At 41.6% G+C, this 26,934-nt stretch carries 25 protein-coding genes and 1 other annotated feature; of the genes, 3 read left to right on the top strand and 22 right to left on the bottom strand.

The annotated features are described in order from the left end of the window. Position 1: 1 nt before the first annotated feature. The 4 genes from MHI11_RS06075 to MHI11_RS06060 all read right to left on the bottom strand — a co-directional run bounded on the left by MHI11_RS06075 (position 2) and on the right by MHI11_RS06060 (position 4,712). A complete protein-coding gene (locus tag MHI11_RS06075; RefSeq protein ID WP_445661859.1) occupies positions 2 to 1,081 on the bottom strand; it encodes an ABC transporter ATP-binding protein in 1,080 nt (359 codons plus the stop codon). A 12-nt stretch (positions 1,082 to 1,093) separates the two neighbouring features. Continuing rightward, positions 1,094 to 2,011 (bottom strand): ABC transporter permease, encoded by a 918-nt coding sequence (locus MHI11_RS06070; RefSeq protein WP_050945283.1) that lies wholly within the window; start codon positions 2,009 to 2,011, stop codon positions 1,094 to 1,096. A 3-nt stretch (positions 2,012 to 2,014) separates the two neighbouring features. Next, positions 2,015 to 2,959, bottom strand: coding sequence for an ABC transporter permease (locus MHI11_RS06065; RefSeq protein ID WP_050945284.1), 945 nt, complete (start codon positions 2,957 to 2,959; stop codon positions 2,015 to 2,017). Positions 2,960 to 3,074: 115 nt separating this feature from the next. After that, the gene (locus tag MHI11_RS06060; protein ID WP_340960670.1) at positions 3,075 to 4,712 is read right to left on the bottom strand and encodes a peptide ABC transporter substrate-binding protein; all 1,638 of its coding nucleotides are present in this window, start codon (positions 4,710 to 4,712) and stop codon (positions 3,075 to 3,077) included. Between the two features lie 480 nt (positions 4,713 to 5,192). Beyond that, positions 5,193 to 5,411 (top strand) — a binding site (T-box leader). Positions 5,412 to 5,464: 53 nt separating this feature from the next. Between MHI11_RS06060 and trpS the strand changes: the two genes are divergently transcribed. After that, complete coding sequence (gene trpS, locus MHI11_RS06055; protein ID WP_340960669.1) at positions 5,465 to 6,460, top strand: tryptophan--tRNA ligase; 996 nt, start codon at positions 5,465 to 5,467, stop codon at positions 6,458 to 6,460. A gap of 35 nt (positions 6,461 to 6,495) precedes the next feature. On the opposite strand, the gene MHI11_RS06050 is transcribed toward trpS, so the two are convergent. The 9 genes from MHI11_RS06050 to MHI11_RS06010 form a co-directional block, all read right to left on the bottom strand. Further along, entirely contained in the window at positions 6,496 to 7,248 is a 753-nt protein-coding gene (locus MHI11_RS06050; RefSeq protein ID WP_050945290.1) for a YjbA family protein, read from the bottom strand. 174 nt (positions 7,249 to 7,422) lie between these two features. After that, on the bottom strand, positions 7,423 to 8,322 hold the full coding sequence (gene opp4C / locus MHI11_RS06045) for an oligopeptide ABC transporter permease (RefSeq protein ID WP_003212337.1): 900 nt from the start codon (positions 8,320 to 8,322) through the stop codon (positions 7,423 to 7,425). A gap of 33 nt (positions 8,323 to 8,355) precedes the next feature. After that, a complete protein-coding gene (locus MHI11_RS06040; protein ID WP_340960668.1) occupies positions 8,356 to 9,306 on the bottom strand; it encodes an ABC transporter permease in 951 nt (316 codons plus the stop codon). Between the two features lie 226 nt (positions 9,307 to 9,532). After that, positions 9,533 to 11,167, bottom strand: a complete 1,635-nt coding sequence (locus MHI11_RS06035; protein WP_340960667.1) for a peptide-binding protein — start codon at positions 11,165 to 11,167, stop codon at positions 9,533 to 9,535. Between the two features lie 83 nt (positions 11,168 to 11,250). Continuing rightward, entirely contained in the window at positions 11,251 to 12,273 is a 1,023-nt protein-coding gene (locus MHI11_RS06030; RefSeq protein WP_340960665.1) for an ABC transporter ATP-binding protein, read from the bottom strand. Next, complete coding sequence (locus tag MHI11_RS06025) at positions 12,270 to 13,250, bottom strand: ABC transporter ATP-binding protein (protein ID WP_212046073.1); 981 nt, start codon at positions 13,248 to 13,250, stop codon at positions 12,270 to 12,272. The genes MHI11_RS06030 and MHI11_RS06025 overlap by 4 nt, the downstream gene beginning before the upstream one ends. 170 nt (positions 13,251 to 13,420) lie before the next feature. Beyond that, positions 13,421 to 14,215 (bottom strand): DUF2268 domain-containing protein, encoded by a 795-nt coding sequence (locus tag MHI11_RS06020; protein WP_044139924.1) that lies wholly within the window; start codon positions 14,213 to 14,215, stop codon positions 13,421 to 13,423. Between the two features lie 77 nt (positions 14,216 to 14,292). Further along, positions 14,293 to 15,534 carry a beta-ketoacyl-ACP synthase II gene (gene fabF / locus MHI11_RS06015; RefSeq protein ID WP_003211631.1) on the bottom strand — a complete coding sequence of 414 codons (1,242 nt, stop codon included), beginning with the start codon at positions 15,532 to 15,534 and terminating at the stop codon, positions 14,293 to 14,295. Between the two features lie 21 nt (positions 15,535 to 15,555). After that, the gene (locus MHI11_RS06010) at positions 15,556 to 16,494 is read right to left on the bottom strand and encodes a beta-ketoacyl-ACP synthase III (RefSeq protein ID WP_003212296.1); all 939 of its coding nucleotides are present in this window, start codon (positions 16,492 to 16,494) and stop codon (positions 15,556 to 15,558) included. Between the two features lie 169 nt (positions 16,495 to 16,663). Here MHI11_RS06010 and MHI11_RS06005 point away from each other — a divergent pair, with 169 nt between their 5' ends. Then, the gene (locus MHI11_RS06005; protein ID WP_106064985.1) at positions 16,664 to 16,897 is read left to right on the top strand and encodes a hypothetical protein; all 234 of its coding nucleotides are present in this window, start codon (positions 16,664 to 16,666) and stop codon (positions 16,895 to 16,897) included. Positions 16,898 to 16,907: 10 nt separating this feature from the next. Here the strand turns inward: MHI11_RS06005 and MHI11_RS06000 are convergent, their stop codons facing one another. The 4 genes from MHI11_RS06000 to MHI11_RS05985 all read right to left on the bottom strand — a co-directional run bounded on the left by MHI11_RS06000 (position 16,908) and on the right by MHI11_RS05985 (position 19,560). Next, a complete protein-coding gene (locus MHI11_RS06000) occupies positions 16,908 to 17,105 on the bottom strand; it encodes a ComZ family protein (RefSeq protein WP_003211983.1) in 198 nt (65 codons plus the stop codon). Positions 17,106 to 17,115: 10 nt separating this feature from the next. Further along, positions 17,116 to 18,078: a BMP family ABC transporter substrate-binding protein gene (locus MHI11_RS05995; RefSeq protein ID WP_340960664.1), complete on the bottom strand. Its 963-nt coding sequence runs from the start codon at positions 18,076 to 18,078 to the stop codon at positions 17,116 to 17,118. Between the two features lie 90 nt (positions 18,079 to 18,168). After that, positions 18,169 to 18,744 carry a nad binding enzyme gene (locus MHI11_RS05990; RefSeq protein WP_340960663.1) on the bottom strand — a complete coding sequence of 192 codons (576 nt, stop codon included), beginning with the start codon at positions 18,742 to 18,744 and terminating at the stop codon, positions 18,169 to 18,171. Between the two features lie 75 nt (positions 18,745 to 18,819). Then, on the bottom strand, positions 18,820 to 19,560 hold the full coding sequence (locus MHI11_RS05985; RefSeq protein ID WP_340960662.1) for an alpha/beta fold hydrolase: 741 nt from the start codon (positions 19,558 to 19,560) through the stop codon (positions 18,820 to 18,822). 211 nt (positions 19,561 to 19,771) lie between these two features. Here MHI11_RS05985 and MHI11_RS05980 point away from each other — a divergent pair, with 211 nt between their 5' ends. Beyond that, positions 19,772 to 19,966: a YjzD family protein gene (locus tag MHI11_RS05980; protein WP_044139919.1), complete on the top strand. Its 195-nt coding sequence runs from the start codon at positions 19,772 to 19,774 to the stop codon at positions 19,964 to 19,966. Positions 19,967 to 20,082: 116 nt separating this feature from the next. On the opposite strand, the gene MHI11_RS05975 is transcribed toward MHI11_RS05980, so the two are convergent. From MHI11_RS05975 to MHI11_RS05955, 5 genes are all read right to left on the bottom strand, one after another. Next, complete coding sequence (locus MHI11_RS05975) at positions 20,083 to 21,348, bottom strand: MFS transporter (protein ID WP_065098863.1); 1,266 nt, start codon at positions 21,346 to 21,348, stop codon at positions 20,083 to 20,085. Between the two features lie 169 nt (positions 21,349 to 21,517). Next, on the bottom strand, positions 21,518 to 21,697 hold the full coding sequence (locus MHI11_RS05970; protein ID WP_003211282.1) for a YjzC family protein: 180 nt from the start codon (positions 21,695 to 21,697) through the stop codon (positions 21,518 to 21,520). A gap of 102 nt (positions 21,698 to 21,799) precedes the next feature. Continuing rightward, positions 21,800 to 22,750, bottom strand: a complete 951-nt coding sequence (gene argF / locus MHI11_RS05965) for an ornithine carbamoyltransferase (protein WP_065098864.1) — start codon at positions 22,748 to 22,750, stop codon at positions 21,800 to 21,802. Continuing rightward, complete coding sequence (locus tag MHI11_RS05960; RefSeq protein ID WP_340960661.1) at positions 22,747 to 25,827, bottom strand: carbamoyl phosphate synthase large subunit; 3,081 nt, start codon at positions 25,825 to 25,827, stop codon at positions 22,747 to 22,749. Before MHI11_RS05960 ends, argF begins: the two co-directional genes overlap by 4 nt. Next, entirely contained in the window at positions 25,820 to 26,881 is a 1,062-nt protein-coding gene (locus MHI11_RS05955) for a carbamoyl phosphate synthase small subunit (protein ID WP_044139915.1), read from the bottom strand. Before MHI11_RS05955 ends, MHI11_RS05960 begins: the two co-directional genes overlap by 8 nt. Positions 26,882 to 26,934 lie beyond the last annotated feature (53 nt).

The following is a 26,934-nucleotide window of genomic DNA, read 5'->3' as shown; positions in this document are numbered from 1 at the left end:
GCTATTCACCCTCTTTTACTAATACAGGTTTTTCGTAGCTACCTTCTAGTTCACGCATTCTCGCCTTTACAGCAGCAGGCGGTTCAACTTTAGGTGCATTTGGATGAAGTAGCCATGATTTCACATAATGCGTATCTGATACTTTGAACATTGGCGGTTCTTGTTCAAAGTCAATTTTCATTGCATAATCGCTTCGGAGTGCAAATGCATCTCCTTTCGGCGGGTTTGTCAGATCTGGCGGTGTTCCTGGGATTGCAGTCAGCTTTCCTTCAGCTCCGCCATCTGTGTCTAGGCTTGGCATTGATGCCAATAGTCCCCACGTATACGGATGTTGTGGATTGTAGAAAATTTCATCAACAGTTCCTGTCTCCACAATTTGACCTGCATACATAACAGCTACACGATCAGCGACGTTGGCGACAACACCTAGATCATGCGTAATAAAGATAATTGACGTTTCAACCTTTTGCTGAATTTCTTTCATTAATTCTAAAATTTGCGCCTGAATTGTTACATCTAGAGCTGTTGTCGGCTCATCGGCAATCAATAGCTTTGGATCTGCTGCGAGTGCCATCGCAATAACAACCCTTTGTCTCATCCCGCCACTAAATTCGTGTGGGTATTGTTTGATTCTTTTTTCAGGCATTGCAATTCCAACAAGCTCCAGTAATTCAATGGTTCTTTTTTCAGCCGCTTCTTTTGAAATTTGTTCGTGCTTGAACAGCACTTCTGTAATTTGTTTCCCGACCTTCATCGTTGGATTCAAAGAAGTCATCGGATCTTGGAAGATCATTGAGATGTCTTTTCCTCGAATGTTTTGCATTTGTTTTTCAGTTTTCTTGACAATATCTTGCCCATCAAACAGGATCTGTCCGCGCTTGAAATAACCCGGCGGCATCGGAATTAATCTCATGATGGCCTGTGATGTCACACTTTTACCAGAGCCAGATTCACCTACAATAGCAAGTGTCTCGCCTTTATTTAAGTGGAAGTTCACACCACGAATGGCTTGAACCTCTCCACCATATGTTTTAAATGAGATTGCAAGGTCTTTCACCTCTAGAATACGTTCACGTTCCATCCTAATCACTCCTTATTTACGCAACTTCGGATCTAAAGCGTCTCTTAGTCCGTCTCCAACCACGTTAAAACCAAACATTGTAATACAGATAAATGCGGCTGGGAACCATAATCTCCACGGGTAGTACGTCATGGCTGGAATTCCGTCAGACGCCATTGTTCCCCAACTAGCTAATGGAGCTGGTACACCAAGCCCTAGATAGCTTAAGAATGCCTCCGTGAAAATAGCCGAAGGAATTGTTAGTGTCATCGTGACAAGAATTGGTCCCATTGAGTTTGGAATCAAGTGTTTAAATAAAAGTCTAGATGTTTTCGCACCTAATGTTTGTGCGGCAAGAACGTACTCTTGGCTCTTCAATTGTAAAACCTGTCCCCGAACAATACGTGCCATGTTAATCCAGCCTACGACTGTCATGGCAAGGATAATCGTTAATAATCCTTTTGGCAGAACAACCATCATTAAGATGACCATTAGTAGTGTTGGAATTGCCCATAAAACGTCAGCAATACGCATCATCACTTCATCCGTACGGCCGCCTTTGAATGCAGCAATACTTCCCCAAATAATCCCGATGATCACGTCAAGAACAGCTGCTGCAAGACCGATGAAGATCGAAATTCTTGCCCCAACCCATGTACGAACAAACATGTCACGTCCTAAATCATCTGTACCAAACCAGTGCTCTTTTGAAGGTGGCTGATCTGCATTAAGCAAATCTGTCGTAGAGTAATCATATTTAGAAAACACCGGAACGAAGATCGCCAGCATCACAACAATGAAAATAATTGTAAGCCCAACCATTGCAAGTTTATTTGCACGGAAGCGAAGCATAGCATCCTTCCATAAAGATAGACTAGGTTTAGAAATTTTTTCAGATTCTGCTGCATCAGCCGTCGCCGGCACAAATAAGTCTTTTCTCATCTCTTCCATGTGTTAGACCCCTTTCTTCGCCTTCGTCAGTTTAATTCTAGGATCGATAATACCGTAGAGGATGTCAACGACTAAAATACTGATTAATAGAATAATACTGTAGAAGACTGTGACACCCATGATGACGGTGTAATCACGGTTTGTAATACTTGTGACAAAGTGAGAGCCTAATCCAGGAATGCCAAAAATCTTCTCCACGACAAAACTACCTGTTAATACTGAAGCAGCCATTGGTCCCATGTAAGTAATGACAGGTAACAATGCGTTTCGAATCGCGTGTTTGATCGTAACAGCTGATTTCGTTAATCCTTTCGCTCTAGCCGTTCTAATGTAGTCACTGTTTAGCACTTCAAGCATACTTGACCGTGAAAGTCTAGCGATAAATGCCATTGGCATGAAGGAAAGTGCAATAGAAGGTAGTACGGTGCTGGCCCAAGACTCCCATCCTGCAACTGGGAAAATCGCTAAAATGCTTGCCTCAGATGCAAATACATATTGTAGTAGCGCAGCTAAAATGAAACTTGGAACTGAGATTCCAAAGATCGTTAAAATGGCAATCGTATAGTCTTGCCACTTGTTATGATAGAGCGCTGCAAGGACCCCAAACAATACACCAAATGCTAATGCGAGGAGAATTGCCTCAATTCCGAGGGTAAAGGAAACGGGGAACCCAGAACCGATTAAGTCATTTACGGTTTGTCCTTTGTATTTAAATGAGGGACCAAAATCTAATTTTGCAACTGAACCTAAGTAGCTTACATATTGAACAAATAAGGGCTTGTCCAACCCGTAGTGCTCGTTTAGGTTTGCTTCAATTTCAGCAGGAAGTTTCTTCTCCCCAGAGAATGGACCACCAGGTGCTGCCTGCATGAGAAAGAAAGTTGCAGTTACAATAACAAACAGTGTGATTAAAATATATATTAATCGCTTACCGATATATTTAAGCAACGGAATTGCACCTCCATGATTTTACAACATTTTCTCTAATCAGCAAGAAAGGTATATGGAGAGACATCCTCCATATACCTTAAGATCCTTGCCGTAGATCTCTTACACTATAATCTTACTTTTCGAAATGAGCCCATTTGTATTGAACATCACCAAGTCCAGATACGACGACACCTTTAAGTTTTGGATCTTGTACCCAAAGCTGAGTGTAGAAGTAGATTGGTGCTATAGGCATATCGTCGATGATGATTTCCTCTGCTTTTTTCAGCATTTCTTCACGCTTCGTTTTATCTGTTTCTTTCGCAGAATCATTCAACAATTGTTGATACTCTTTGTTTTCCCATCCAGTGTCGTTGTTTCCACCGTCTTTATCTTTGTAAAGCTCAAGGAAGTTCACTGGATCGTTGAAATCACCTAACCAGCCCATACGTCCGATTTGGTAATCTCCGCTGTGGATTTTGTCGATGTATACGTTCCACTCAGAGTTATCAAGTTCAACTTTTACACCTAAATCTTTTTTCCACATTTCTTGAATTGCTTGTGCAATCTTTTGGTGAGCTTCATCTGTGTTGTAAGAAAGTTTCAATGCTGGAAGATCAGAAACTGACTTATAACCTAATTCTTTCACACCTTTTTCAAGAAATTCTTTAGCAGTTGCTACATCGTGATCTTTGAAGTAGCCAGTTTTGTTATCAGTAAATCCTTCCATTGTAGGAGGAACGATTGCCATTGCTGGAACTTGTTCACCCTGCGTAATTTTGTCAACGATCGCTTGACGGTTGATTGAGTATGTCAGGGCCTTACGGATGTTTGCATTATTTAAAGGTTTTGATTCTGTGTTGAATTTGTAGTTATAAATACCAGCGATCGTTTGAATTTTAAGACCGCCATCTTTTTTCAATGTTTTTAAAGACTCAGTTGGAAGGTTTCCAGTTGGAGAACCAGCCCAGTCAAGCTCACCTTTTTTGAACATGCTAAGCTCAGTGTTTGTATCTTTGATCATAGACATGTTAATCTTTTTCAATTTCACAGTGTCTTTATCCCAGTATTCATTGTTCTTTTCAAGCGTGATAGAACCGCCATGTTTCCAATTAGAAAGAACGAATGGTCCGTTAGATACGTAGTTTTCACCAGCATTTGTGTACCAGTTTTTATTCTTTTCAGCCACTTTTTTGTTGACTGGCATATACGTATAGAATGCAGTTAGTTCAGTAAAGAACGGTGTTGGGTTCTCTAGCTCAACTACAAGCGTTTTGTCATCTTTTGCTTTAATACCAACATCAGCAACTTTCGCTTTCCCTTTGTTCGCTGCTTCAGCACCTTTAATATAGTAAAGCTGGTAAGCATATTGAGATTCATTTTTAGGATCTAATGCCCATTTCCAAGCATATTCGAAATCTTTAGCTGTGACAGGGTCACCATTAGACCATTTCGCATCACGAAGTGTGAATGTGTATGTTTTACCATCAGCACTTGTTTTGATATCAGAAGCCATTGCATTTTCTGGCTTACCTTCAGCGTTAATTCTTGTTAATCCTTCAAAAGTCTGACGGATGACACTTCCTGAAGTTGAATCATTTGCCAATCCCGGATGTAGAGAAAAAGGCTCAGTGGAGATATTCACATTTAGTGTTGTTTTAGCCTCTCCAGAACTGCTCGTGCTGTCGCCTGATTTGTTTCCGCTGAAACCACAAGCGCTTAATACAAGTGTGAAAATAAGCATTAAAGTAACAACAGACCAACGCTTTTTCAACTGTATTCCCCCTTATAATATGTTTTAGTTCAAAGGTCTCGATAGAAGATGAGATTCAGATTTAAGAAATAGCGTAAAAAAGTCCCTAAATAGCTTACTTTCTATTTCTTTTGTTTTTTCTGAATTTTCACTATGTAAAGAGCCTAGCACAAACGTGTGAACAAATTAATTATAATGAATAGAATAATTTATTGCAATATCAATTTCATATATTTTTAAAAAACGTAAATGGGGATAAAGAGGGATTTTTATAAACTAAAGTCTCAATCACTTCAACAAATTAAAGCGGAAATTGATTAAAATAATTTAACAAATTCAGCAGGAATAATGTTTTATACATATAATTAATCATCCTTTTTAAAAAATTCTGACAGATAGTTGGTATTTTATCTAAAATTTTAAGTGTCAAACGACATGCTGAGAAGGTCTCATGAGGGCTTCGTGACTTTTTTATGGTCATCCTTTATAATAGATAGACATACTGTTGCGATGAAAAGGAAGAGTACATATATTCACCATTTACAGAGAGTCTGCGGCCGGTGCGAGCAGATAGTGGCATGTATGGAATGGGCTTTGGAGCAGCTAACCGAACACTTTTGAAAGTAAGTAGGCTTAGACGGAGCAGTCTCCGATATCAACGTCTTGAGTGATTTCCATGTGAAATAACAAGGGTGGTACCACGGTTCATTCGTCCCTTTTCTGTTGAAAAGTGACGAGTGGGCCTTTTTATATTGAAGAAAAGAGGTTTTAGTATGACAAAAAAGACGATTTTCTCAGGCATTCAGCCTAGCGGTTCTGTGACATTGGGGAACTATATTGGAGCAATGAAGCAATTTGTCGATTTGCAGCATGATTATAATGGCTACTTTTGTGTAGTGGATCAGCATGCCATCACGGTGAATCAGGATCGTTTAGCCCTACGCCAAAATATTAGAAGCTTAGCAGCTCTTTATTTAGCAGTTGGACTTGATCCAGAGAAGGCGACATTGTTTATCCAATCAGAGGTACCTGCTCACGCCCAGGCAGGATGGATGCTGCAATGTGTTGCTTATATTGGGGAATTAGAAAGAATGACCCAATTTAAGGACAAATCCGCTGGTAAGGAAGCGGTTGTTTCAGGACTATTAACGTATCCCCCATTAATGGCTGGCGATATCTTATTATATGGTACTGATTTAGTCCCTGTCGGAGAAGACCAAAAGCAGCATCTTGAATTGACTAGAACGCTTGCTGAACGTTTTAACCGCAAATACAATGACATCTTCACTGTACCTGAAGTGAAGATTCCAAAAGAAGGCGCTCGGATTATGTCTTTAGCAGATCCAACAAAAAAGATGAGCAAATCCGATCCGAACCAAAAATCGTTCATTACCTTATTAGATGAACCAAAGCAGCTTGAAAAGAAAATCAAAAGTGCTGTGACGGATTCAGAAGGCATCGTTAAGTACGACAAAGAAAACAAGCCTGGGATCGCCAACTTGCTGACGATTTACTCTGTCTTAGGTAACATATCGATTGCAGAGCTTGAGCAAAAGTATGAAGGCAAAGGGTATGGCGAGTTTAAGGGAGATCTTGCGAACGTCGTCGTTGATGCTTTAAAACCAATTCAAGATCGATACTATGAACTTATTGAGTCAGACGAGCTTGACCGTATTCTTGACGAAGGTGCTGAAAAAGCAAACCGCGCAGCAAACAAAATGCTGAAAAAAATGGAGAATGCAATGGGTCTAGGTAGAAAGCGCAAATAAAAAAAGCTTGCAGCACATCACGCTGCAAGCTTTTTCTAATTCACCTTTGATTCGTTTTCCATTTCCCAAAGCTTTTCAAAAAACGGCTGTCCCTTAATCATTTTTTCACAAAATGCTAAATGATTCTCTGACCATCCATCAATGGTTTCATTGTAAAGCATATTCCAAATCTCTTCGAATGACATTCGTTTGATTTGATTGTACATGCGCGGATTCCATTCCGTATACCAATACGCAATCTCCGCCCTGTTTTGAAGACCTTTTAATTGATCGAGCGCCATAAACATTAGCTGCTTCAGCTGTCTTTCTTTTCTCGTTAATCCGCTGATGTGCTGCGGAGGCAAAGACAAAATATGATACTCCTTCGCCGACTCAAGACGGTCCTGCGAGAATTCATATTCCTCAGCCTTCACATCTTTCACCATTTCATACACCAATTGCTCCTGCCTTGGGATTAAGCGGCTTTTCCTCACAGGAATGGAATACCCAATCGTATCCACAGCAATGATACGAATGCCGTCCGTGACCACAAAGCAATACTCTAATTTACGCCGTTCATGATTTTTTCGAATATATGATTTCTCAAAAACAGATTCTAGCAGCGTCTTCGGCAGCTCTGAAAGATCATTCTCTATGTAATCATACAAAGGACTCTGCACCTTGAGTAAAGGTACTTGATCTAACAGCTCCACACTATCCTCCTTGCGCCACTCATGAAAATGACACACATTGTAGCCATTTTCTTCCCCTTCAAACCAATTCACCCATACGTCATGAAGAAATAACATAACCAATCCCTCACTTTATAAAAACTGTTGTCCACAGTATGGGCAAGGGATAGAGAAATTATTCCAACTTTATTAAACTTCAAGCGGAGCGAATGCTGGCATGCTTTTCTTGATGACATAAAGAAAAGAAAGGGTGTCGCAGAGTCCCTTTCATCTTGTCATAAAAATGAGGCATTACTTTAACTTTTTAGGATCAAGCGCATCTCTCAGTCCATCTCCTAAGAAATTAAAGCATAAAACGGTCAGCAATATTAGTAAACCTGGGAAGAGCGGATACCACCACGCTTGCACCATAATCGAGAAGTTTTGTGCATCTTGCAGCATGTTGCCCCAGCTCGCTGTTGGCGGCTGTATGCCAAACCCTAGATAGCTCAGCGTTGATTCGGCTAAAATGACGGAACCTACTTTTAATGTAGCTGACACAATAATAGGACCGATACAGTTCGGTAAAATATGCGAAAAGATGATGACATGGTTTTTCGTTCCAATGGTTCTTGCTGCGAGTACGAATTCTCTTGTTCGCAGTGATAAAAATTCACTGCGGATCAGTCTCGCGGTTGTGGTCCATCCGGTCAAAGCAAAGATTAAAATCAATTTATCAATGCCCGGTTTGAAAATAGTAACGAGCGTGATCAAGAGAAAAATGTCGGGAATCGACAACACGACATCCACAAATCTCATTAACAAGGAATCAACAAATCCTTTGAAATACCCCGCTACCGCTCCGACCACAGTGCCAATGGTAATCGCACCGACCACCGAAACGAAACCGACTAATAAAGAGACCCTCGCGCCATAAAGCACCCTTGAGAAAATATCGCGGCCAAACTTGTCAGTTCCCATCAAATGTTCAACACTTGGCGGCTGGAGCCGTTTTAATAAATCTTGCTGCTCTGGTGCGTAAGGGGCAATCACAGGAGCGAAAATGGCTGAAAAGATAATGACCAATAAGATCACGGAGCCGGCAACCGCCAATTTATTTTTGAAAAATTTCTCGCAAAATAAACGCAGCATCGTCTCTGGCTTTGGCGGAAGACCCTCCTTTAATTTGAGATCAACAGGAGGTGTTCCCATATTAGGCTGTGCCAATTGTGCTTCAGCTCCCTTCTAATATTCAATACGCGGATCAACGATCGCATAGAGAATATCCGCAATTAAATTTCCAACCACCACGAGCATTGCGGAAATAACAGTCATCGCCATAATGACCGGATAATCTCTCGAAAAAGCAGAATCAATGAACAGCTTTCCAAGCCCTGGCCAAGTGAAAATTTGTTCCACTACGACTGCACCACCAATAAAGGATGGAATCATCAATCCGAAAATCGTAATGACAGGCATAAGACCATTTCTTAACCCGTGCTTGAAAATGACTTTGTTTTCTCGAAAGCCTTTCGCTCTTGCGGTACGAATGTAATCCTGCCTCATGACATCAAGCATACTCGACCTTGTGTACCGGGTGAGCCCTGCCATATCAGCGGTTGCTAAAACAAAGGCTGGTAAAATGATGTGATGAAGCCGGTCAAATACATTAAAATCGGCGTTTAAGGTAGAGACGCCGCCTGTTGGGAACCATCCTAAATTCACAGATAAAACCATTATTAGAATGAGTCCAAACCAAAAGTTCGGAATAGCCAGTCCGATAAAAGATGTAAATGTAATGCCATAGTCTAGCTTTGTATATGGACGTTTTGCCGAAAGAACACCGAATGGGATGGCGATAATCAGGGCGACTAATGTAGAAAAGATCATGAGGATGAGGGTATTTGGCAGCCGGGCAAAAATCAAATCAGCCACAGGCGTTCCCTTTTTAACAATGGAGGTGCCAAAGTCACCTTGAAGCATATTGCCAAGCCATTTCATATACTGCACATATTCAGGGTCGTTCAAGCCGTACTTATCAATAAAAGCTTCCCGGTCTGCCGCACTAATGGTTGGGTCCATCATAAGTGACATCGGATCGCCTGGTGCTGCTTTCATAATGGCGAAGGACAAAATAGTAATCCCAAATAAGATGGGAATGGAAAGCAATGTCCTTCTAATGATATATGTAACCATATGCACAACTCCTTTTTCATCGGATCGCCATACTGTGATGAAAAAGGGCTAAAATGATCTTTCTTTTAGCCCTCTGTCTTCATTACAATGTGATATCAGAACCCTTTCAATCTAACTGGTGCTCGGTGAATGAAATCGTGAGCACTAGCACGCCTGACTGACACCGAATGAAAGGGTATATCTTCACGCTAAAAGGAGAGAACTTTCCTCTTCTTTCACTAGCAGCCTACTGTTCAATCCACCATTTCTCGATTTTGTAATACTCATCTTTCGGGTGGTAAGAGTAGCCTTGGAGATTAGATGGCATCGCGCGATGTGAGTTGGCATAATAAAGGAACGTATATGGCTGATCTTCTGCGATCAATTCATAAATTTTTTCATATGCCTTTGAATATTCTTTTCGATCGCTTAAGTTCTTAGCATCCACTAACAGCTTATCGACCTCCTCGTTTTTATACCAGATGTTATTCAAGCCTTTTTCTGACTGGCTTGAGTGGAAGATGCTGAATTGATCAGGGAATGTGGCAAGGCTCCAGCCGAGCAGCAGCGCATCATAATCCCACTTAGGCGGTGTCGTCTGCTCAATGAGTGCACTGAATTCCACAATTTGCGGCTTCGCTTCCACACCAATTTCTTTGAGCTGCTGCTGGACAACGACAGCAATGTCTTCACGGACTTTGTTTCCTTGGTTGGTCTTTATAACAAAGGAGAATTTCTTGCCATCCTTATCAAGATAGCCATCTCCATCTGTATCCTCCCAGCCCTCTTCTTTCAGCATCTTTTTCGCTTTTTCTTGATCAAATTCAAACACTGGAACACTTTCATTTTTAGGGTAGTTCCATGACAGCGGACTTTCTGGAATGTTGGCTACTTTGCCGTCTCCATCTAACACTTGATCGACAATCGTTTGGCGGTCAATGGCATGTGTCAGCGCTTGGCGGACCTTTTTACTTTTAAAGAGATCATTTTTCTGGTTCCAGCCAATGTATGAATAATTGAGCCCTAAATCAGATTCAATTTTAATGTTGCTGACTTTTTCAGCCGTTTGCAACTCTGCTCCAGGTACAGCAAAGAAATCAATATCACCTGCTGAAAGCTGGGCAATTGCTGCGTTCTGATCAGGAATCGTTTTAATCGTGACGGTATCAAGATATGGACGTCCATCCCAATAATCGTCAAAGGCTTCTAGTTTCACGTAGTCGCCTTCTTTCCACTCGGCAAATTTAAATGGACCAGAACCAATTGGGTTTTTTCGGTTAAATTCATTTTCACCGAGATCTTTTATAGGCACATCACCTAAAATATGCTTAGGCAAAATGCCGTAGCTTCCTAGTGTGACATTATAGAAATAAGGATCTTTTTTATTGAGCTTGAATTCGATTGAGTAATCCCCTGTCTTTTTAACTGAATCTAATACTTCAAATCCTGATCCGCGCTCCCCGTTGTAGTCCTTATTGATCGGAATGCTGTATGTAAACACAACATCATCAGCTGTCAGTTCCTCGCCATCATGAAACTTTACGCCTTTTTTAATGGTCACATCAAACTGCTTGCCGTCATCAGATTCTTTAATATCTTCTGCGAGTGATAGCTGAGGGTTCAGCTTTCCGTCCGTTTGAAGTAAAAAGCTGTAAATTCTTTCTTCAATATCAGAGCTAGCCACATCTGTTGAATATAGCGAATTAAATAATGTTGGTTCTGCAATGGAACCGATGACAAGATCTCCGCCCTGTACAGGTTTACCGGTGGATTTCTTTTCACTGTCTCCAGAGGTTTTATTTCCACTAGAGCAAGCCGCAAGCATGAGCGTGAAGATCAGCAGTAAACTAATCAATATGGATTTTCTATTTATACCTTTCATATACAATTCCCCCTATCCTTTTTTAGAAATGACGACAGATGCCGCTTCATCCCCCCTCTCAAAGATGAAATCATCCAAGCCGATTAAGTGTCGTAGAGGTGACAGGCAACGAAGTGGTTTGGTTTTAATTCTTGAAATGCTGGTATTTTTTCTTTACAAATTTGTTTCGCATACGGGCATCTTGTATGAAATACGCACCCTTTTGGCGGATTTGCAGGACTTGGCAGATCGCCTTGAAGCATGATCCGTTCTCTTTTGATCTGACCTTTTTTACGGGTAACAGGGACAGAAGAAAGCAATGCCTGTGTATATGGGTGGAGCGGTTCATCGTACAGGCTGTGCTTATCGGCAAGCTCCATCATTTTGCCGAGATACATCACGCCGACTCGATCACTAATGTGCCTGACCACACTTAAGTCGTGAGAGATAAATAGATAGGTCAGGTCAAATTCCTCCTGAAGTTCCTCCATCAGATTAATCACCTGCGCCTGAATGGATACATCAAGTGCTGAAACCGGCTCATCTGCGATAATCATTTCAGGATTCATGGCAAGCGCACGAGCAATGCCGATTCGCTGCCTCTGCCCGCCAGAAAATTCGTGGGGATAGCGATTTGCAAAGCTTGGATGAAGGCCCACCTTTGATAAAAGCTGTTCTACTTTTTCATTTCTTTCTTTTAAGGAATATAAGTGGTGTGTTTTGTAGGGTTCTTTGATGATGCTTCGAAGTGTTTTTCTAGGGTTGAGTGATGCAAAGGGATCTTGAAAAACCATTTGGATGTTTTTTCGTGTTGATTGTCTTAGCTTTGATTCTGATACACGGGAGATATCTTGCCCTTTAAAAAGGATTTGACCGTCAGTTGGTTCATATAAACGAATCATGGTCCGGCCTAATGTTGATTTACCGCATCCTGATTCCCCCACTATCCCTAACGTTTCACCTTTATAAATCTTCAAATCTATGCCGTCAACAGCTTTGACTGCACCGACTTTCTTCTGAAAGACGCCTGCTTTAATCGGAAAATGTTTTTTGATTTGTTTCAGTTCAAGTATGGTTTCTTTCTCTATTAGATCTGTTGCATGTGGTTGATTTTGAGCAAGGGTCATGTTTGGTCTGCCTCCTCATATAAGAAGCATCTGACGCTTCTGCCATTTTCAAAAGTCCTCAGCTTAGGCAGTTCACCTAGGCAGCGCTCCTTCACTTGCGGGCATCTAGGAGCAAAGCGGCAGCCGGCTGGAAGCTGATCTGGCGCAGGGACATTCCCTTTTATCGCCGTTAACGGCTGTATGTCTCCGTCAATGACAGGAATCGATTCAAGCAGTCCTTCTGTGTAAGGATGAAGCGGCTGATCAAATAATTCTTCGACGGTCCCATTTTCAACAACCTGTCCGCAGTACATGACAATGACTCGATCTGCCACTTCAGACACGACACCTAGATCATGCGTAATGAGGAGAATCGATGTTCCAAATGTCGTGCATAAATCTTTCATCAATGTGAGCACCTGGGCTTGAATCGTAACATCTAGGGCAGTTGTCGGTTCATCTGCAATGAGGAGCTTCGGATCACAGCTTAGCGCAATGGCAATCATCACTCTTTGCCGCATGCCGCCTGATAAACGGTGCGGGTAATCTTTGATGATTTGTTCCGGTCTGGAAAAACCAACAAGCTTCAGCAGGTCAATCGCTTTTTTTGTCGCTTCTTTTTTTGAAAGTTTTTTGTGATAGATGAGGATTTCTGTTATTTGTTCCCCGATGGTTAGGACGGGATTAAGTGAGGTCATGGGTTCCTGAAAGATCATCGACACGTCATTACCACGAATGCTGCATAATTCCTTTTCACCATATGTAACGAGATCCTTGCCATCTAGCTTGATGGAACCGTCCATAATTTTTCCACCAGTGCCGTTAATCAAGCCCATAATGGATAAGGACGTAATGCTTTTACCAGATCCAGACTCACCGACTAATGCAACAGTTTCTCCTCTGTTGATACTGAAATCAACGCCATCTACAGCAGGTATCGCTTCTTTTTTTCTAAAAAAATAGGTTTTTAAGTTCTGCACTTCAAGCAGCGTGGTCATGTATTCGCCCCTTTCACCATCAATCAATAGAACAAAATCTAAAAATTTAATCTTTTTCGAATAAAAAGAATTATCAAAATTTATATTTGTATATTATTACATTGTTATGACGAAATCAAGAAGAATTTAGTAAATTTGTAATATGTCTCTTTTTATGTGAATCATTCACTTTATGAGTCTATCGCCTTTAAAAAAGTTTCGGACGGCTCTGCAATCATAGACTCCTCGCTGATTCTGTGTTCACTGAAATACTTTTTCACAATATAATACCCAGTGGCGTAACCAAGCATTTTGGGGTAGTTCCCTTTTCCATAAAGGAGGTTCTGTATCAGTCTTTCGTCGTCCTGCACTTTTTGATCAAGATGACTGGATACCCATTTCTGATACATACGCTGAAGCTGCGTTTCGTCATAGAGAGTGGTCCATTTGGCTGTATAGCTTTCTCCGTATCTATGATACACAGCATATTCAGCGAGCCCCTCCATCATGATTGTATCAAGGAATGTAAAATCTTTTTCTTCTTTCGTGAGAAAATGCAACCTGCATACATGGTGATATTCATGAGTCAGCAATGTGCCGATACGTTCTTTCGGGGTATTTGGCGACAAAAAGAGAAAGACCTTGTCGTCAAATGCCATGCCGGATTGATAATAAAATTGCTCTCTAATTTCTTTACTGCTCTCATTGACTGGCAAAATAAAGACTGGAATGTCAGGGCCTTTCCACTGCTTTTGGAGCGCCCTGTATTCTTTCATGACGAGCTGGAAGTACCCTTTTTCTTTGAGCTTGTCGATCATGTCTTTGCATGATCTAAAAGACCGAATCATGCCGTGATGTTGCAGGTGGGAGAGAATAGAGGACCATTCTTTTTCCTCCGCCCCTTTAAAATAAGGAACAAAGCGCGACGCAAGCTCCTGAAATGATGAAGATTGATGAATGAGATATTGTGTATTGACTAGACCCATACCGCTAAACACCTCCATTTTCATCATATGCAAAAAAGCGGCGATCTGTTTATAGATCGCCGCTTTCCTAGGAAATATTACGCTTCGTATTTTTTAAAGATAATTGTCGCATTGTGTCCGCCAAAGCCAAGTGAGTTACTTAGAGCCACTTGTACTTCTTTTGAACGTGCTTCATTTGCTACATAATCAAGATCACATTCTTCATCCGGTGTTACAAGGTTAATGGTTGGAGGAATAACACTATCTTTAATCGCAAGCACAGAGAAAATAGCTTCTACTCCACCTGCTGCACCAAGTAAGTGACCTGTCATCGATTTTGTCGAACTGATCGCAAGCTGATTCGCATGCTCTCCGAACACTTCTTTAATCGCCATTGTTTCAAATTTATCATTGTACGGTGTGCTTGTTCCGTGGGCATTGATATAATCAATTTCTTCCACAGACAAACCAGCATCTCGAATCGCTTCTTTCATTGCGCGTACGCCGCCTTCTCCGTTTGGAGCCGGTGCTGTAATATGATACGCATCTCCAGTTGATCCATATCCAACAATTTCTGCATAAATCGTCGCGCCACGTTTTAATGCATGCTCAAGTTCTTCAAGAACGACAATCCCTGCACCCTCTCCCATAACAAATCCGTCACGGTTTTTGTCAAATGGACGGCTTGCTGTCTCTGGATCAGGATTTGTCGAAAGAGCTTTGTTCGCACAGAAGCCAGCAAACGACATTTTTGTTAACGGCGCTTCTGTTCCGCCTGTGATCATCGCATCTGCATCTCCGCGCTGAATGACTTTAAATGCATCACCAATTGAGTTTGTACCTGTTGCACATGCTGTTACAGTACAAGAGTTAACCCCTTTTGCGCCAAGTGCAATTGAAATTTGGCCTGTTGCCATATCTGGAATCATCATTGGAACGAAAAACGGGCTTACCCGTCTTGCCCCTTTATTTGAATACACTTCAAACTGCTCTTCAAATGTTTCAAGTCCGCCAATACCAGACCCAACCCATACACCGACACGCGGTGCGATTTCATCTGTGATTTCAAGACGTGAATCTTCTAGCGCCTTTTGAGCAGCAACGACTGCATATTGCGTGAAGCGTGCCATTTTTCGTGCTTCTTTTTTCTCCATGTAATCTTCAATGTTAAAATCTTTTAATTCTGCAGCCACTTTTGCTGTATATTCACTAGAGTCGACACGTGTGATCGGTCCAACTCCTGATACACCTGCTAAAGCATTTTTCCATGTTGATTCTACATCGTTGCCAAGAGGTGTCAAAGCACCTAATCCTGTAACAACTACTCGTTTTTTATCCATTAATTTGTGCACCTCACTCTTTTATCGGCCCCATCGCATAGCGATTGCGCCCCACGTTAATCCGCCACCAAAACCTACCATTACAATCACATCGCCGTCATGAATTTTTCCGGCTTCGATTTCTTCACATAGTGAAATCGGAATGGATGCTGCTGATGTGTTTCCATATTTATGGACTGTCTTCGACATTTTTTCAACTGGCAGCTCTAGGCGTTCGCGGGCTGCTTCCATAATGCGAATATTTGCTTGATGCGGGATCAAGAAGTCAACGTCTTCTTTTGATAGTCCAGCTTTTTCGATGACGTTTACGCTTGACTCGCCCATTTGTCTTACAGCAAATTTAAATACTTCTCGTCCATTCATGATTGTATGATCTTTTTCATCTAAGTACAAGTGCTTACCGCCTCTTCCATCGGCTCCAAGCTCAAATGAGAGAATTCCTTTCCCTTCGCTAACCTCTCCTAACACAGCAGCACCTGCTCCATCTCCAAACAGAACAGCAGTATTGCGGTCATCCCAGTCGGTAATGCGAGAAAGTTTTTCAACGCCAACGACGAGCACGTGCTTGAACGTACCTGATTCGATAAATTGTTTTCCAGTAACAAGCCCGTACATAAAGCCAGCACACGCAGCGCTAATATCCATTGCACATGCTTTATGTGCACCGAGCTGCTCTTGAATCATACAAGCGACTGTCGGAAATGATTGATCTGGCGTGACTGTCGCCACAAGAATCATATCGATATCTTCTGCAGCTACATTTGCGTCAGCTAATGCTTTTTTTGCAGCAGCAAGCGCCATATGTGATGTATTGACATCATCAGAAGCAATTCTTCTTTCTTCTATACCTGTTCTAGTACGAATCCATTCGTCAGAAGTTTCAACCATTTTTTCTAAATCAAGATTTGTTAACACTTTTTCAGGTATATAGCGGCCAAGGCCAATAATTCCAGCATTCATTGAATAAGACTCCTTTTACTCATACGAGCATGTGATATTGTGATCTTATATTAGTATCTGGTACTAATTTTAACTTATTTTTTTCTCCTTGGCAATACAAACGTCTAACCTTTCCTCTCACTTTTTTCATAGATTATTGATATACCAATAGGAGAAAGGAGCATTTGATATGGCGCAAAAAGATATTTTTTCAGCTATGATGTTTGGACAGCCGCTTGAAAAGGAGAAAAGCAAGACAGAAGCTAAGGAGGAACGCGTGGAGACAACTTCAAGTGAAGACTCCATTGACTACATGCATGTCATGAATCAAATTGGGAACATTATGAACTCCATCGATGAGCTGAAGCCTGTGTTTAAAGATGTTGGCCCTATGATTAGTGCCTTCAAAAAAAAATTATCATAAAAAAAAGCCACTATTCTGTGGCTTTTTCTGATTCTGCATCTGCTTTTCCAAGCTCATATGCCTCTTGCATAACAGATGTAAACAATGATAAAAGCGGCTGAAGAGCTTCGGGCTCAAGCTGAATACCTGCTTTATCTAATTCTTCTTTTGCCTGCGGAAAATACTTCATGGCAATTTGTAAAAACTCCATCGATTTTTCGTGTTGCATCGCCTTATCCTCACTTTTCATTTGGCAGTTTGCCAGTTTTTTTGTAAGACGCAATATCACTTTCAATGTCTTTCAAAAAAGCACGGTCAATGGTGGAACTAAATTTCCCCATTTCGATCACTCCTTCTTTAAAGTCAAAGGAGTACTCACCTTGTGCATTTAGCTTGCCTTCATTAAATTTCTTCGCAATATTACTATACGCTTTATCCACATGCTGGACTGTGCTTGTTAAGACAGTATGGCTGCCGAGGTTAGATTGATCGGTGACATATCCGATCGCTGATAAATTATCGGCTTTGATTTGTTCAATGACAGGGATATTATAACCATCACCTGCTGGATACACAACATCTACGCCCTGTTTTTTCAATTTTTGATAGAGCTCCACGGCTTTGTCCGCATCATCCCAGTTTTCGACAAACTCGGCAAGCACTTGTACATGTTCATCTTGATACTTTGCACCTTTGATAAAGCCGTCTACTTCGCTTTGCCAATCATATGTAGCAAGAATACCAATCTTTTTTGTTTTTGACATATGGGCTGCTGTCATGCCTCCAAAAAAGCCCATCGCTTCACCTTTAAACGTCACATTCGCAACATTATCCGCCTGAGGCTTGTTTCCATTTACCGTGATAAATTGTGTTTTCGGATAATCTTCACTAATGATGTTGAAAATTTCGCTGTATTCATTGCCATGGCCAATAATCAAATTGACTCCTTTTTTGTGAAATTCTTCAATGGCATCAACGATTTTCTCTTTGTCGACCATTCCTTCCTTATAATAAACATCTACACCAAATGTTGATTGAATATTTAATAAGCCTTTATAACCTTTCGTTCCCCACACTTGATCATTAATTGTATCGGGGACGAGTAAACCCACCTTCTCAATCTGTCCTTTTAAAGGTGCCTGTGAGCAGGCAGATAATAGGAGAAGGAACGAAAAGATCATGACAAGCCGCTGATACTTCATGCCATGTTCAACTCCCTTTGCCACATGCAGGCATGAACCTGTATGTTAAATATAGGTTTATTTTATACTGAAAAAAGATAAGATGGAAGATCATTCTTGCTTTTTGTCGAAAAATGTTGAGTTTTGTCTTTTCCATTCTGCCATCATTTCTTCTGCTTGTTTGTCATCTGTTTGTCTTTCTACCTTCAATTCATGTGTTATTTCCTGTCTTTGTTCAGAGCCTGATGCCCACTTGAACAAATCCCTTGCCACATCTTCTACAAAAAATGCCTCATCACGCTTCGTTCTTTCTTTATCAAGTGTCCATGGTCCAAACATACGAGGAAGAATAACAACCGGCACTTTCTGATTGGATGATTCGTCTTCGTTTTTTTCGCAAAGTACTCGGTACATGCCATGCGCCGCTTTCAAGCCTTCGTATCTTTTATCTGGTTCTTCTGATTGAATAAAGATCAGATCATACGTGTCTTTTCCATCCTGAAAGTCAATGACACGGAAAAGATCATTTCTGCCAAGCCACATCATTCGTTCTTCTAATAACCTCTTTTTCTCTTCTGTTTGATTATGAGGGCATGTGATATCCACATGAATGCCCTCTTTCATCATATATTCACACAGTGCTAGGCCAAAAAATTCATCTGCCCCTATGATCAGTCCTGTCTCCATGTTCATGTCCCCTTTTTTAGCTTATCAAATAAAAAGAAGAGCCCTTTCCATGAAGGGCTGTTATCATCCTATTCATCACAATTCTCTTTCATGCGATTTATAAAACTTGTGAATGGATTGAAAGATTCTTCTCGGATGATCAAACATATGCAAGGTGAGATCGATCTGACAATGCTCTAGATTCTTCATGTGCTGATCAATAAAAGGCTTTGCATGCAGTTCATATGCATAGGGTGCACCGTTTAGTCTTTGCCATATGTGAATCGGTACATGAGCAGAATGAACAGGGCAAGCTGGGAGCGGATACGTTTCCGCTTCCTTTTCAGAGCAGCCGTAGCTCTTCGCTAATTCTTTGATTAGCTGTTTATAAAAGAATTTGTGTTCCTTTTCTCTTTCTCGTTGTGCATAGAGATGCAGACATGGATTCACCATCGCAATGGATCTTAGCACTTCTGGCATCTCTTCAGCAAGGCTCATAGCAACGAGTGCACCCATCCCCTCTGCCAGCACATGAATTTCCCGGTTTAATATTTCTTGTTTTAATGTGTGATGAACGAGCTGCTTTGTACTAAAAACAGCATCTTCGCATCCCCAGTGATTCCCATGAAGATGACTATTAAACAATGTATATCCTTCATCCTTTAAGGCAGTTAAAAGCTGGTTTCTTCCATAGTGCTGAAGCCAGAATGATGTATTTTCCTGCACAAAGTGATTTCGGTCACCGAGGATAAGAATGCCAAAGCCATTTGGTTTTTGAGGAAGATGAATGACGTTCCACTGGGAACCAAGCTGGAAAAACCGTTCGCTTACACCCATATGGCCAGCCTCCTTTCAGTGATTCTGCTTTCTATGATATGAACAACAACTCTTGTAGGAATAAGGAAATCCCCTAATGACAGAAGAATTCTTTTTATTTTTATAGAAGAAGGTCTAAAAATGGTCACATAAAGGCTAAAACAGTCTTTTCCCCTCACTCGTATCTATGGTATGATAATCAATAGATTGTTACATAAAGGACGGTGGGATTATGCGTTATATTATCACCCTCATTTGGACTTTTCTGCTGACACATATGGCTGGTTACATCGTTGCTTCGATGAATGGCGCTGCTTATGACTTTACTTTGACTTCTATTCTTGCAGTGGTGTTTACGGTTATTTTATTCATCTTTGCTGAAGTAAGTCCAATGAAAGAAACGGAAAGTTCAACAAAACACTCTTAATACGTAAGAGATGAATGCGAGAAAGAGCTAAAATGATCTTGATTTTAGCTCTTTTTCTTTTTGCTTGAAAAGCGGTACACTAAAACCCCCTGCAGCCACAGGGGGTTTTTTATTGCTTACACCTCGACGGTTTCGGACTTCTGTTTGTCTGCTGTCAAATGGCTTTTCGCAAGCCCTGTAAACAGGAAGATCGCGATACCTGATAAAATTTCAAGGACCCCGCCGCCAGCAATGACAGGTCCCGCTCCAAATCTTTCTGCTAGAACGCCTGATACGACAGCTGCAAACGGGAGGAAAACATTTGATGAAGCATTGATCACCGCGTATACTTGCGGCTGATCATCTTGGTCGACAGACGTTTGAATAATGACCATTTCTGGTACATTGATCGCACTAACGGCGGCACCGAATATAAAGGAAGCAAGTAAAACGACCGGCAGCCATGTACTCATCCCTGTGATAAAGAACGCAGCTCCTTCAATCATACCAGCGACAATAAAGAACAAACCAAATCTCTTAATTTTTACCTTCGCCAAAGCAAAGCCCATCATAAACGCGCCGACTGCAGCAACTCCTCTTAAAATGGAATACACCATGGAATCACTTTGCAGCGCTTCTGCTACGTATACAGCAGATAGTGCCTGCCACGGAGCTGCGGCGACATTCATTAAAATACAATACAACGTCAGCGCAAATAAAATGTGATGATTTTTGACGACGAGAAACCCTCTTTTTAAGTTATACAAATATGTATTCTTTGCTTGTTTTATACCTGCTGCTTTGTCTTCATCGGTTTTCTTTAATTTAACACCGATAATAAACAGGCCGGATATGATGAATAAGGCAGTGGTGATGAGCAGGGTGTCTGCAGGTCCGATTAATTTGACTAAGAGACCAGCGACCATGACTGCTGCAAGTGCAACAATTTCAAAAGAAGATTGCAGGATGGCATTTGCTTTTTGAATCAGATGCTTCGGTACAATCTGCGGTAAAATCGCCACCGAGGCTGGGTTATACGCTGCACCTGTTGCCGATTGAATAACCATTAATGAGATCAATAACCATAATGGCAATAGATGCGAAAAATGCAGTAGCGGAATAATGAGTACAATGGTTGCTCGAACGACGTCTGAAGCGAACATCCATTTAGACAAATGGTGCTTTTTCATAAGAGGTCCTAGTATTGGGGCTAGCAAAGATGAAGGAAGTACGGTTACTGCTAGGAGAAGTCCTGTACCGAGCGCTCCATCCCCTCTCAAAATCAATAGCCAAAGGACGGATGTAAAAGCAAAACTTTCTCCTGTGTTTTTGATGAGTCTTGATATGAATAATGAGGTGAAGCGTTTATTCCAAACACTTTCACTGAGATTCGTCTTTTCCATCACACAAATCCTTTCAACAATGTATTACAATTACATATTTTACCTTATCTTCTCTTTTATTCATACTATTTATTTGAAAATTTGAACTTAATTGTTTTTTATTATAAAGAAAAAAGAGGCATGACACATGCCTCTAAAGACTTATTCCAACCGACTCTTAGTCAATTGCTTACGGCTTTCTCTGATAGGTCCAAACACGGTTATGGTTCGAGTTATCCGGAAAGACGTCGCCTGCTTGAAGCTTAATCTTTAAAGGATCTTTCACCATACTGCCGGTTTCACCGATCTCGACATACACACCATTATTTGGTGCTTTATTCCCTGATTTAAACTGATGCTGCTGACCCATTCCCATCCTCCTTTCTCGATGATGTTATTATGTCCCGTGACTTGCCTCTCCAATCCTTTATGCAAAAAGTCCCTGCTCCTACGAGTCAGGGATACTTTTCATTTATTTGGTTTGTTGATACATGAGCTCTTTGATTAATGCTTTTTGAACATGCAGGCGGTTTTCTGCCTGCTGAAATACTTTAGAGTGCGGTCCGTCAATAATGTCTGCTGTCACTTCTTCTCCGCGATGTGCCGGGAGACAATGAAGGAAAATATATTCTTTTGCTGCATGACGCATTAGTTTGTCATTGACTTGATATTCTTTAAATTCAGCAAGGCGTTTCTCTGTTTCTGCTTCCTGCCCCATGCTTGTAAACACATCGGAATAAATGACATCTGCATTTTGGACAGCAGAGATTGGGTCTGTTGTAATGATGACTTCTGCGCCTGATTGTTTTGCAAACTCACGTGCTGTGTCTGTTACTTCTTGAAGTGGTTCATAGCCTTTTGGTGATGCAACTGCAATATCACAGCCTAGCTGCGCACAGCCAACCATCAAGGAGTGTGCCACGTTATTTCCGTCACCGATGTAGGCGACTTTGATTCCTTTTAATGTTCCTTTTGCTTCTTTTATCGTCAATAAATCAGCAAGTGCCTGGCATGGATGGGAGTAGTCAGTCAGTCCATTGATGACAGGAATGGACGCGTATTGTGCCAGCTCCTCGACCTTCTCATGTTCAAATGTTCGAATCATAATGCCGTCTACATAGCCAGACAGCACCTGCGCTGTATCACTGATCGTTTCTCCTCTGCCGATTTGCAAATCATTTGAGCTGAGGAAGAGCGCATGTCCCCCCAGCTGCGTCATTCCGGCTTCAAACGACACGCGGGTTCTAGTTGACGATTTTTCAAAGATCATCGCTAACGTTTTCCCTTTGAATAAATCTTGGTATGGGTTTTGTTTCATTTCTTCCGCTTTTTCAATTAAATAAGCAATGTCTTTGATTGAGAAATCTTTTAATGATAAAAAGTCTTTTCCGTATAATGTTGGTTGCAGATCAACTTGACTCATGCCGTCACTTCCTTTTTGTATAATTCTTGGAGCGATACTGGTGATACATCTCCATTTTTTCCTTGCAGGAATGCTTGAACTGTTTCATATTCGGTTAGAACCTGGACGCCATGTGTGAGTGCTTTTACGCGTTGCTCTTTTGCCTCTTCATCTTCGCCTAAATGGATATGAAGGGATTTATCTTCGTTTTGCAGCCAAGTGTCAAAGCTGTCCGTCCAGACATCAAATCCTGCATGTTTTGCTTCATCTACTAATTGTTCACTGCCTTTTATAAAAAGGCTACCTTTCTGATGCCAGATCGACGCAAACACTTTTTTCAAAGCGCTTTCTACGTTCTTGCCTACACACATTCCTTCTCCTGTCGCTTTCATTTCAGGTGTCAGCTTTAAGTCAATATCTTGAATGGCATGTGATGAGAAGACTGGGAATTTGACCGCTGTTCCCCCTTTGTTTTTCGTTACTGGGTTCAGTTCTTCAAGCGTTGCACCAGCTAGTAATTGAGTCGCAAGCGGAATCATGTCAATGCCCATCACCTTGCTGACAACTGGAACGGTCCGGCTCGCCCGCGGATTCACCTCTAGTACAAGCGCCTGATCCCCTTTGATCACAAATTGGATATTCATAATGCCCTTAAACGCTAATTTCTTCGCTATTTGTTCGGACGCAATATGCACCTGCTGTTTGATGTCTTCACTGATGGAGACACTTGGTAAGATGGCAAAGCTGTCACCTGAATGGATGCCCGCTTTCTCAATATGCTCCACGATCGTTGGGATGAAAGTCGTTTTTCCGTCAGAAATCAGATCCACTTCAACTTCTTTTCCAGTGACATACTCATCAATTAAAATTGGATATGGCAGATGATCTGGCTGATCAAGTAGTGACGTCAAATGTGCTTCTGACTGGACAACAATCATTCCCATTCCGCCAATGACATACGATGGGCGAATTAACACAGGGTAACCGATGCTTTTAGCATGCGTGAGCGCTTCTTCTTTTGAATGAGCTGTATTTCCTTTTGCATGAGGTAGGTTCAGTTCATCAAGAAGCTGATAGAACAGATCACGATCTTCCAGCGCATCTAGCGTGTCAAAGGATGTACCTAACAACGTAATGCCCGCTTTTTCTAAACCTTCTGCTACATTGATGGCAGTCTGTCCGCCAAATTGAACGATGACGAAATCAATTTGCTCTGCTTCCACAACGTTTAAGATGTGCTCTAATGAAATGGGCTCAAAATATAAACGATCTGCGATTTCATAATCCGTACTGACCGTCTCTGGATTGTTGTTCATCATAATGGTTTCAAAGCCAAGCTTTTGTAGGGTAAGAACGCCATGCACCGCACTATAGTCAAACTCGACTCCTTGCCCAATCCGAATTGGACCAGAGCCAATGATGAGTGCACGCTGTTTGGTTTTCTCTTGATGCTCTCCATCACTTTTGCCAAAGTATGTGGAATAGAAGTAGTTCGTTTTTGCATCAAATTCCGCTGCACATGTGTCGACAATCTTAAATGAAGCCGTAATGCCATATTCTTGACGAAGCTGTCTAATAGCCTCTTCACTATTGCCTGTTAGAAGAGCAATCGTTTCATCAAGGAAGCCCTTTTCCTTTACCTTTTTCAAGGTGTCTTTTGAGAGCGTTCCCTCATGGTTTTTCAATTCCTGTTCGAGAGTGATCATATTGTTGAACACATGTAAGAAGAATAGATCGATTTTCGTCGCTTGATGGATCGCTTCAACCGTTTCCTGTCTTGAAAGAAGCTCCATGACAGCAAAGAAACGTCGATCGTCTGGTGTTTTGACAAGCTCAAATAGTTGTTCAGTCGATTGGTCTTTCAATTCTGGCAGGTGGAAGCCCTTTGTTTTGATTTCAAGAGAGGCGACCGCTTTTTGGATGGCTGATTCTAAATTACGGTCAATCGCCATGACTTCGCCAGTCGCCTTCATTTTTGTACCTAATTGCCGATCTGCCTGTTTAAATTTATCAAACGGCCAGCGTGGGAATTTCACGACGACATAATCGAGTGCCGGCTCAAAACTAGCATAAGTTGTGCCTGTGAGCGGGTTTTTCAGTTCGTCTAGTGTATAGCCTACCGCAAGCTTTGCTGCCATTTTAGCAATCGGATAGCCCGTTGCTTTTGAGGCAAGAGCAGATGAACGACTAACCCGCGGATTCACCTCAATGACAAAGTATTCTTTACTGAGTGGATCAAGGGCGAATTGGATGTTGCATCCCCCGACTACATCCAGTGCTGAAATGATTTTCAGGCTCGCTGAACGAAGCATTTGATAATCCTGATCCGTTAATGTTTGCGAAGGTGCAACGACAATCGAGTCTCCTGTATGCACGCCAACTGGATCGATATTTTCCATATTACAAACCGTAATACACGTATTTTGACGGTCTCTCATGACCTCATATTCGACTTCTTTAAAACCCGCGATGCTTTTTTCAACTAAACACTGATGAATCGGGCTCGCTAAAAGGGCTCCTTCAATAAGCGGTTTAAACGCTTCTTCTGTTAAAGCAATTCCGCCGCCCTTTCCGCCAAGTGTGTATGCTGGTCTTAGGATGACTGGGAAGCCTACTTCTTTTGCAAATTGAAGGGCATCCTTTGCATTATCCACAATTTCACTATCTGGCACAGGTTCGTTCAACTGCTTCATGAGAGCACGGAATTTCTCTCGATCTTCACCGTTTTCAATTGTTTCAACTGACGTTCCGAGCAGGGTTACCTCGTGCTTTTTCAGCACACCGGCTTTTTCGAGCTCGACAGCAAGGTTTAAAGCGGTCTGTCCGCCAAGGTTGGCTAAAAGACCATCTGGTTTTTCCTTTTCGATGATTCTTGTCACTGAATCAACTGAAAGCGGTTCAAAATAGATTTCATCAGCAAATGATTCGTCTGTCATAATGGTTGCTGGGTTGTTATTCACTAAAATGACTTTGTAGCCCTCTTCTTTTAGGGCCATACATCCTTGTGTTCCTGAGTAATCAAATTCTGCTGCCTGACCAATGATGATTGGACCAGACCCGATGACTAGAATGGTTTGTATGCTTTGATCTTTAGGCATGTGCAACTTCTCTCCTTGCTTGTTTCACTTTCTCAATAAAATCATCGAATATCCATTCACTTTCAGCAGGACCTGGGTGTGCTTCTGGATGAAATTGAACTGACATAATGAGCTTCTCTTTATGAATGAATCCTTCGACAGATCCATCATTAACATGAAGGAATTTCACGTCCACTTCTTTGTCATTCATGCTTTTTTCATTCACCACATAGCTGTGATTCTGACTTGTCATGAAAACACGTTTGGATTCTGTATCTTGTACAGGGTGATTCGCCCCGCGGTGGCCAAATGGAAGCTTATACGTATCCCCGCCAAGTGCAAGAGCGATTAATTGATGACCTAAGCAGATTCCAAGTGTCGGGAAGGTCATCATGATGTCATGAATGGTTTTTAAATATGGCTTCATTGTTTTGGGATCTCCAGGCCCATTTGATAGCAGGACCGCATCTGGCTTAATTTCAAACACCTTTTCCAGCTGTTTGTACGGAATGACGGTTACTTTACAGCCGCGCGCTTCAAGCGAATCTGCTATTGATTTTTTAAAGCCAAAATCAATAAGCGCTACATGTTCCTCGCCGCTGCCTTGAGTGTAGATTTCATCCTCTGTCACCTGTGCGACCACATTGTCTTGTTTCATGGCCGGCGGTGTTTCGTTTTCGTCTGCACTGATCACAGCGTTCATCGTCCCATTTGCCCGGATGTTCTGCACGACTGCTCGTGTATCAGTATGAGTCAGAAGCGGAATGTTCCACTTTTGTAAATAATCTTTTAAGCTAACCGCTGCCAGATGGTGAGAGAAATGATCCGCTGCTTCATACACAACGACAGCTTTCACTTGTGGTTTTTTGCTCTCAAAGTCTTCATGATTAATGCCGTAATTTCCGATGAGCGGATATGTGAAAACAATGATTTGTCCCTTATAGGAAGGATCTGTGAGCACCTCTTGGTAACCGGTCATCCCTGTAAAGAAAACCACTTCTCCTGTCATGCCAGCTTCTCCTGTCAGATCTCCTTCAAAAGAGGCTCCATCTTCTAAATTTAAATAACCTTTCATGCTCGTGTCACCCCAAATTGAATAATTAGTAATATAAATGCATTTTTATGCGT

It is taken from the genome of Bacillus sp. FSL K6-3312 (genome assembly GCF_038007485.1).
In the GTDB taxonomy this organism is placed as follows: domain Bacteria; phylum Bacillota; class Bacilli; order Bacillales; family Bacillaceae; genus Bacillus; species Bacillus pumilus.
The sequence above is the reverse complement of the archived record's forward strand: the minus strand, read 5'-3'. Positions and strand labels throughout refer to the sequence as shown.

Excerpts from the sequence above, each read along its gene's own strand:
- MHI11_RS05995 (WP_340960664.1), bottom strand. The coding sequence starts at position 18,078 with ATGAAGTATCAGCGGCTTGTCATGATCTTTTCGTTCCTTCTCCTATTA.
- MHI11_RS05975 (WP_065098863.1), bottom strand. The coding sequence starts at position 21,348 with ATGGAAAAGACGAATCTCAGTGAAAGTGTTTGGAATAAACGCTTCACC.
- MHI11_RS06000 (WP_003211983.1), bottom strand. The coding sequence starts at position 17,105 with ATGCAACACGAAAAATCGATGGAGTTTTTACAAATTGCCATGAAGTAT.
- MHI11_RS06005 (WP_106064985.1), top strand. The coding sequence starts at position 16,664 with ATGGCGCAAAAAGATATTTTTTCAGCTATGATGTTTGGACAGCCGCTT.
- MHI11_RS06075 (WP_445661859.1), bottom strand. The coding sequence starts at position 1,081 with ATGGAACGTGAACGTATTCTAGAGGTGAAAGACCTTGCAATCTCATTT.
- MHI11_RS06040 (WP_340960668.1), bottom strand. The coding sequence starts at position 9,306 with ATGGTTACATATATCATTAGAAGGACATTGCTTTCCATTCCCATCTTA.
- MHI11_RS05955 (WP_044139915.1), bottom strand. The coding sequence starts at position 26,881 with ATGAAAGGTTATTTAAATTTAGAAGATGGAGCCTCTTTTGAAGGAGAT.
- MHI11_RS06070 (WP_050945283.1), bottom strand. The coding sequence starts at position 2,011 with ATGGAAGAGATGAGAAAAGACTTATTTGTGCCGGCGACGGCTGATGCA.
- trpS (WP_340960669.1), top strand. The coding sequence starts at position 5,465 with ATGACAAAAAAGACGATTTTCTCAGGCATTCAGCCTAGCGGTTCTGTG.
- MHI11_RS06030 (WP_340960665.1), bottom strand. The coding sequence starts at position 12,273 with ATGACCCTTGCTCAAAATCAACCACATGCAACAGATCTAATAGAGAAA.
- MHI11_RS05985 (WP_340960662.1), bottom strand. The coding sequence starts at position 19,560 with ATGGGTGTAAGCGAACGGTTTTTCCAGCTTGGTTCCCAGTGGAACGTC.
- MHI11_RS05980 (WP_044139919.1), top strand. The coding sequence starts at position 19,772 with ATGCGTTATATTATCACCCTCATTTGGACTTTTCTGCTGACACATATG.
- MHI11_RS06035 (WP_340960667.1), bottom strand. The coding sequence starts at position 11,167 with ATGAAAGGTATAAATAGAAAATCCATATTGATTAGTTTACTGCTGATC.
- MHI11_RS06020 (WP_044139924.1), bottom strand. The coding sequence starts at position 14,215 with ATGGGTCTAGTCAATACACAATATCTCATTCATCAATCTTCATCATTT.
- opp4C (WP_003212337.1), bottom strand. The coding sequence starts at position 8,322 with ATGGGAACACCTCCTGTTGATCTCAAATTAAAGGAGGGTCTTCCGCCA.
- MHI11_RS05970 (WP_003211282.1), bottom strand. The coding sequence starts at position 21,697 with ATGGGTCAGCAGCATCAGTTTAAATCAGGGAATAAAGCACCAAATAAT.
- argF (WP_065098864.1), bottom strand. The coding sequence starts at position 22,750 with ATGAGTCAAGTTGATCTGCAACCAACATTATACGGAAAAGACTTTTTA.
- MHI11_RS06010 (WP_003212296.1), bottom strand. The coding sequence starts at position 16,494 with ATGAATGCTGGAATTATTGGCCTTGGCCGCTATATACCTGAAAAAGTG.
- MHI11_RS05960 (WP_340960661.1), bottom strand. The coding sequence starts at position 25,827 with ATGCCTAAAGATCAAAGCATACAAACCATTCTAGTCATCGGGTCTGGT.
- fabF (WP_003211631.1), bottom strand. The coding sequence starts at position 15,534 with ATGGATAAAAAACGAGTAGTTGTTACAGGATTAGGTGCTTTGACACCT.
- MHI11_RS05990 (WP_340960663.1), bottom strand. The coding sequence starts at position 18,744 with ATGGAGACAGGACTGATCATAGGGGCAGATGAATTTTTTGGCCTAGCA.
- MHI11_RS06025 (WP_212046073.1), bottom strand. The coding sequence starts at position 13,250 with ATGACCACGCTGCTTGAAGTGCAGAACTTAAAAACCTATTTTTTTAGA.
- MHI11_RS06050 (WP_050945290.1), bottom strand. The coding sequence starts at position 7,248 with ATGTTATTTCTTCATGACGTATGGGTGAATTGGTTTGAAGGGGAAGAA.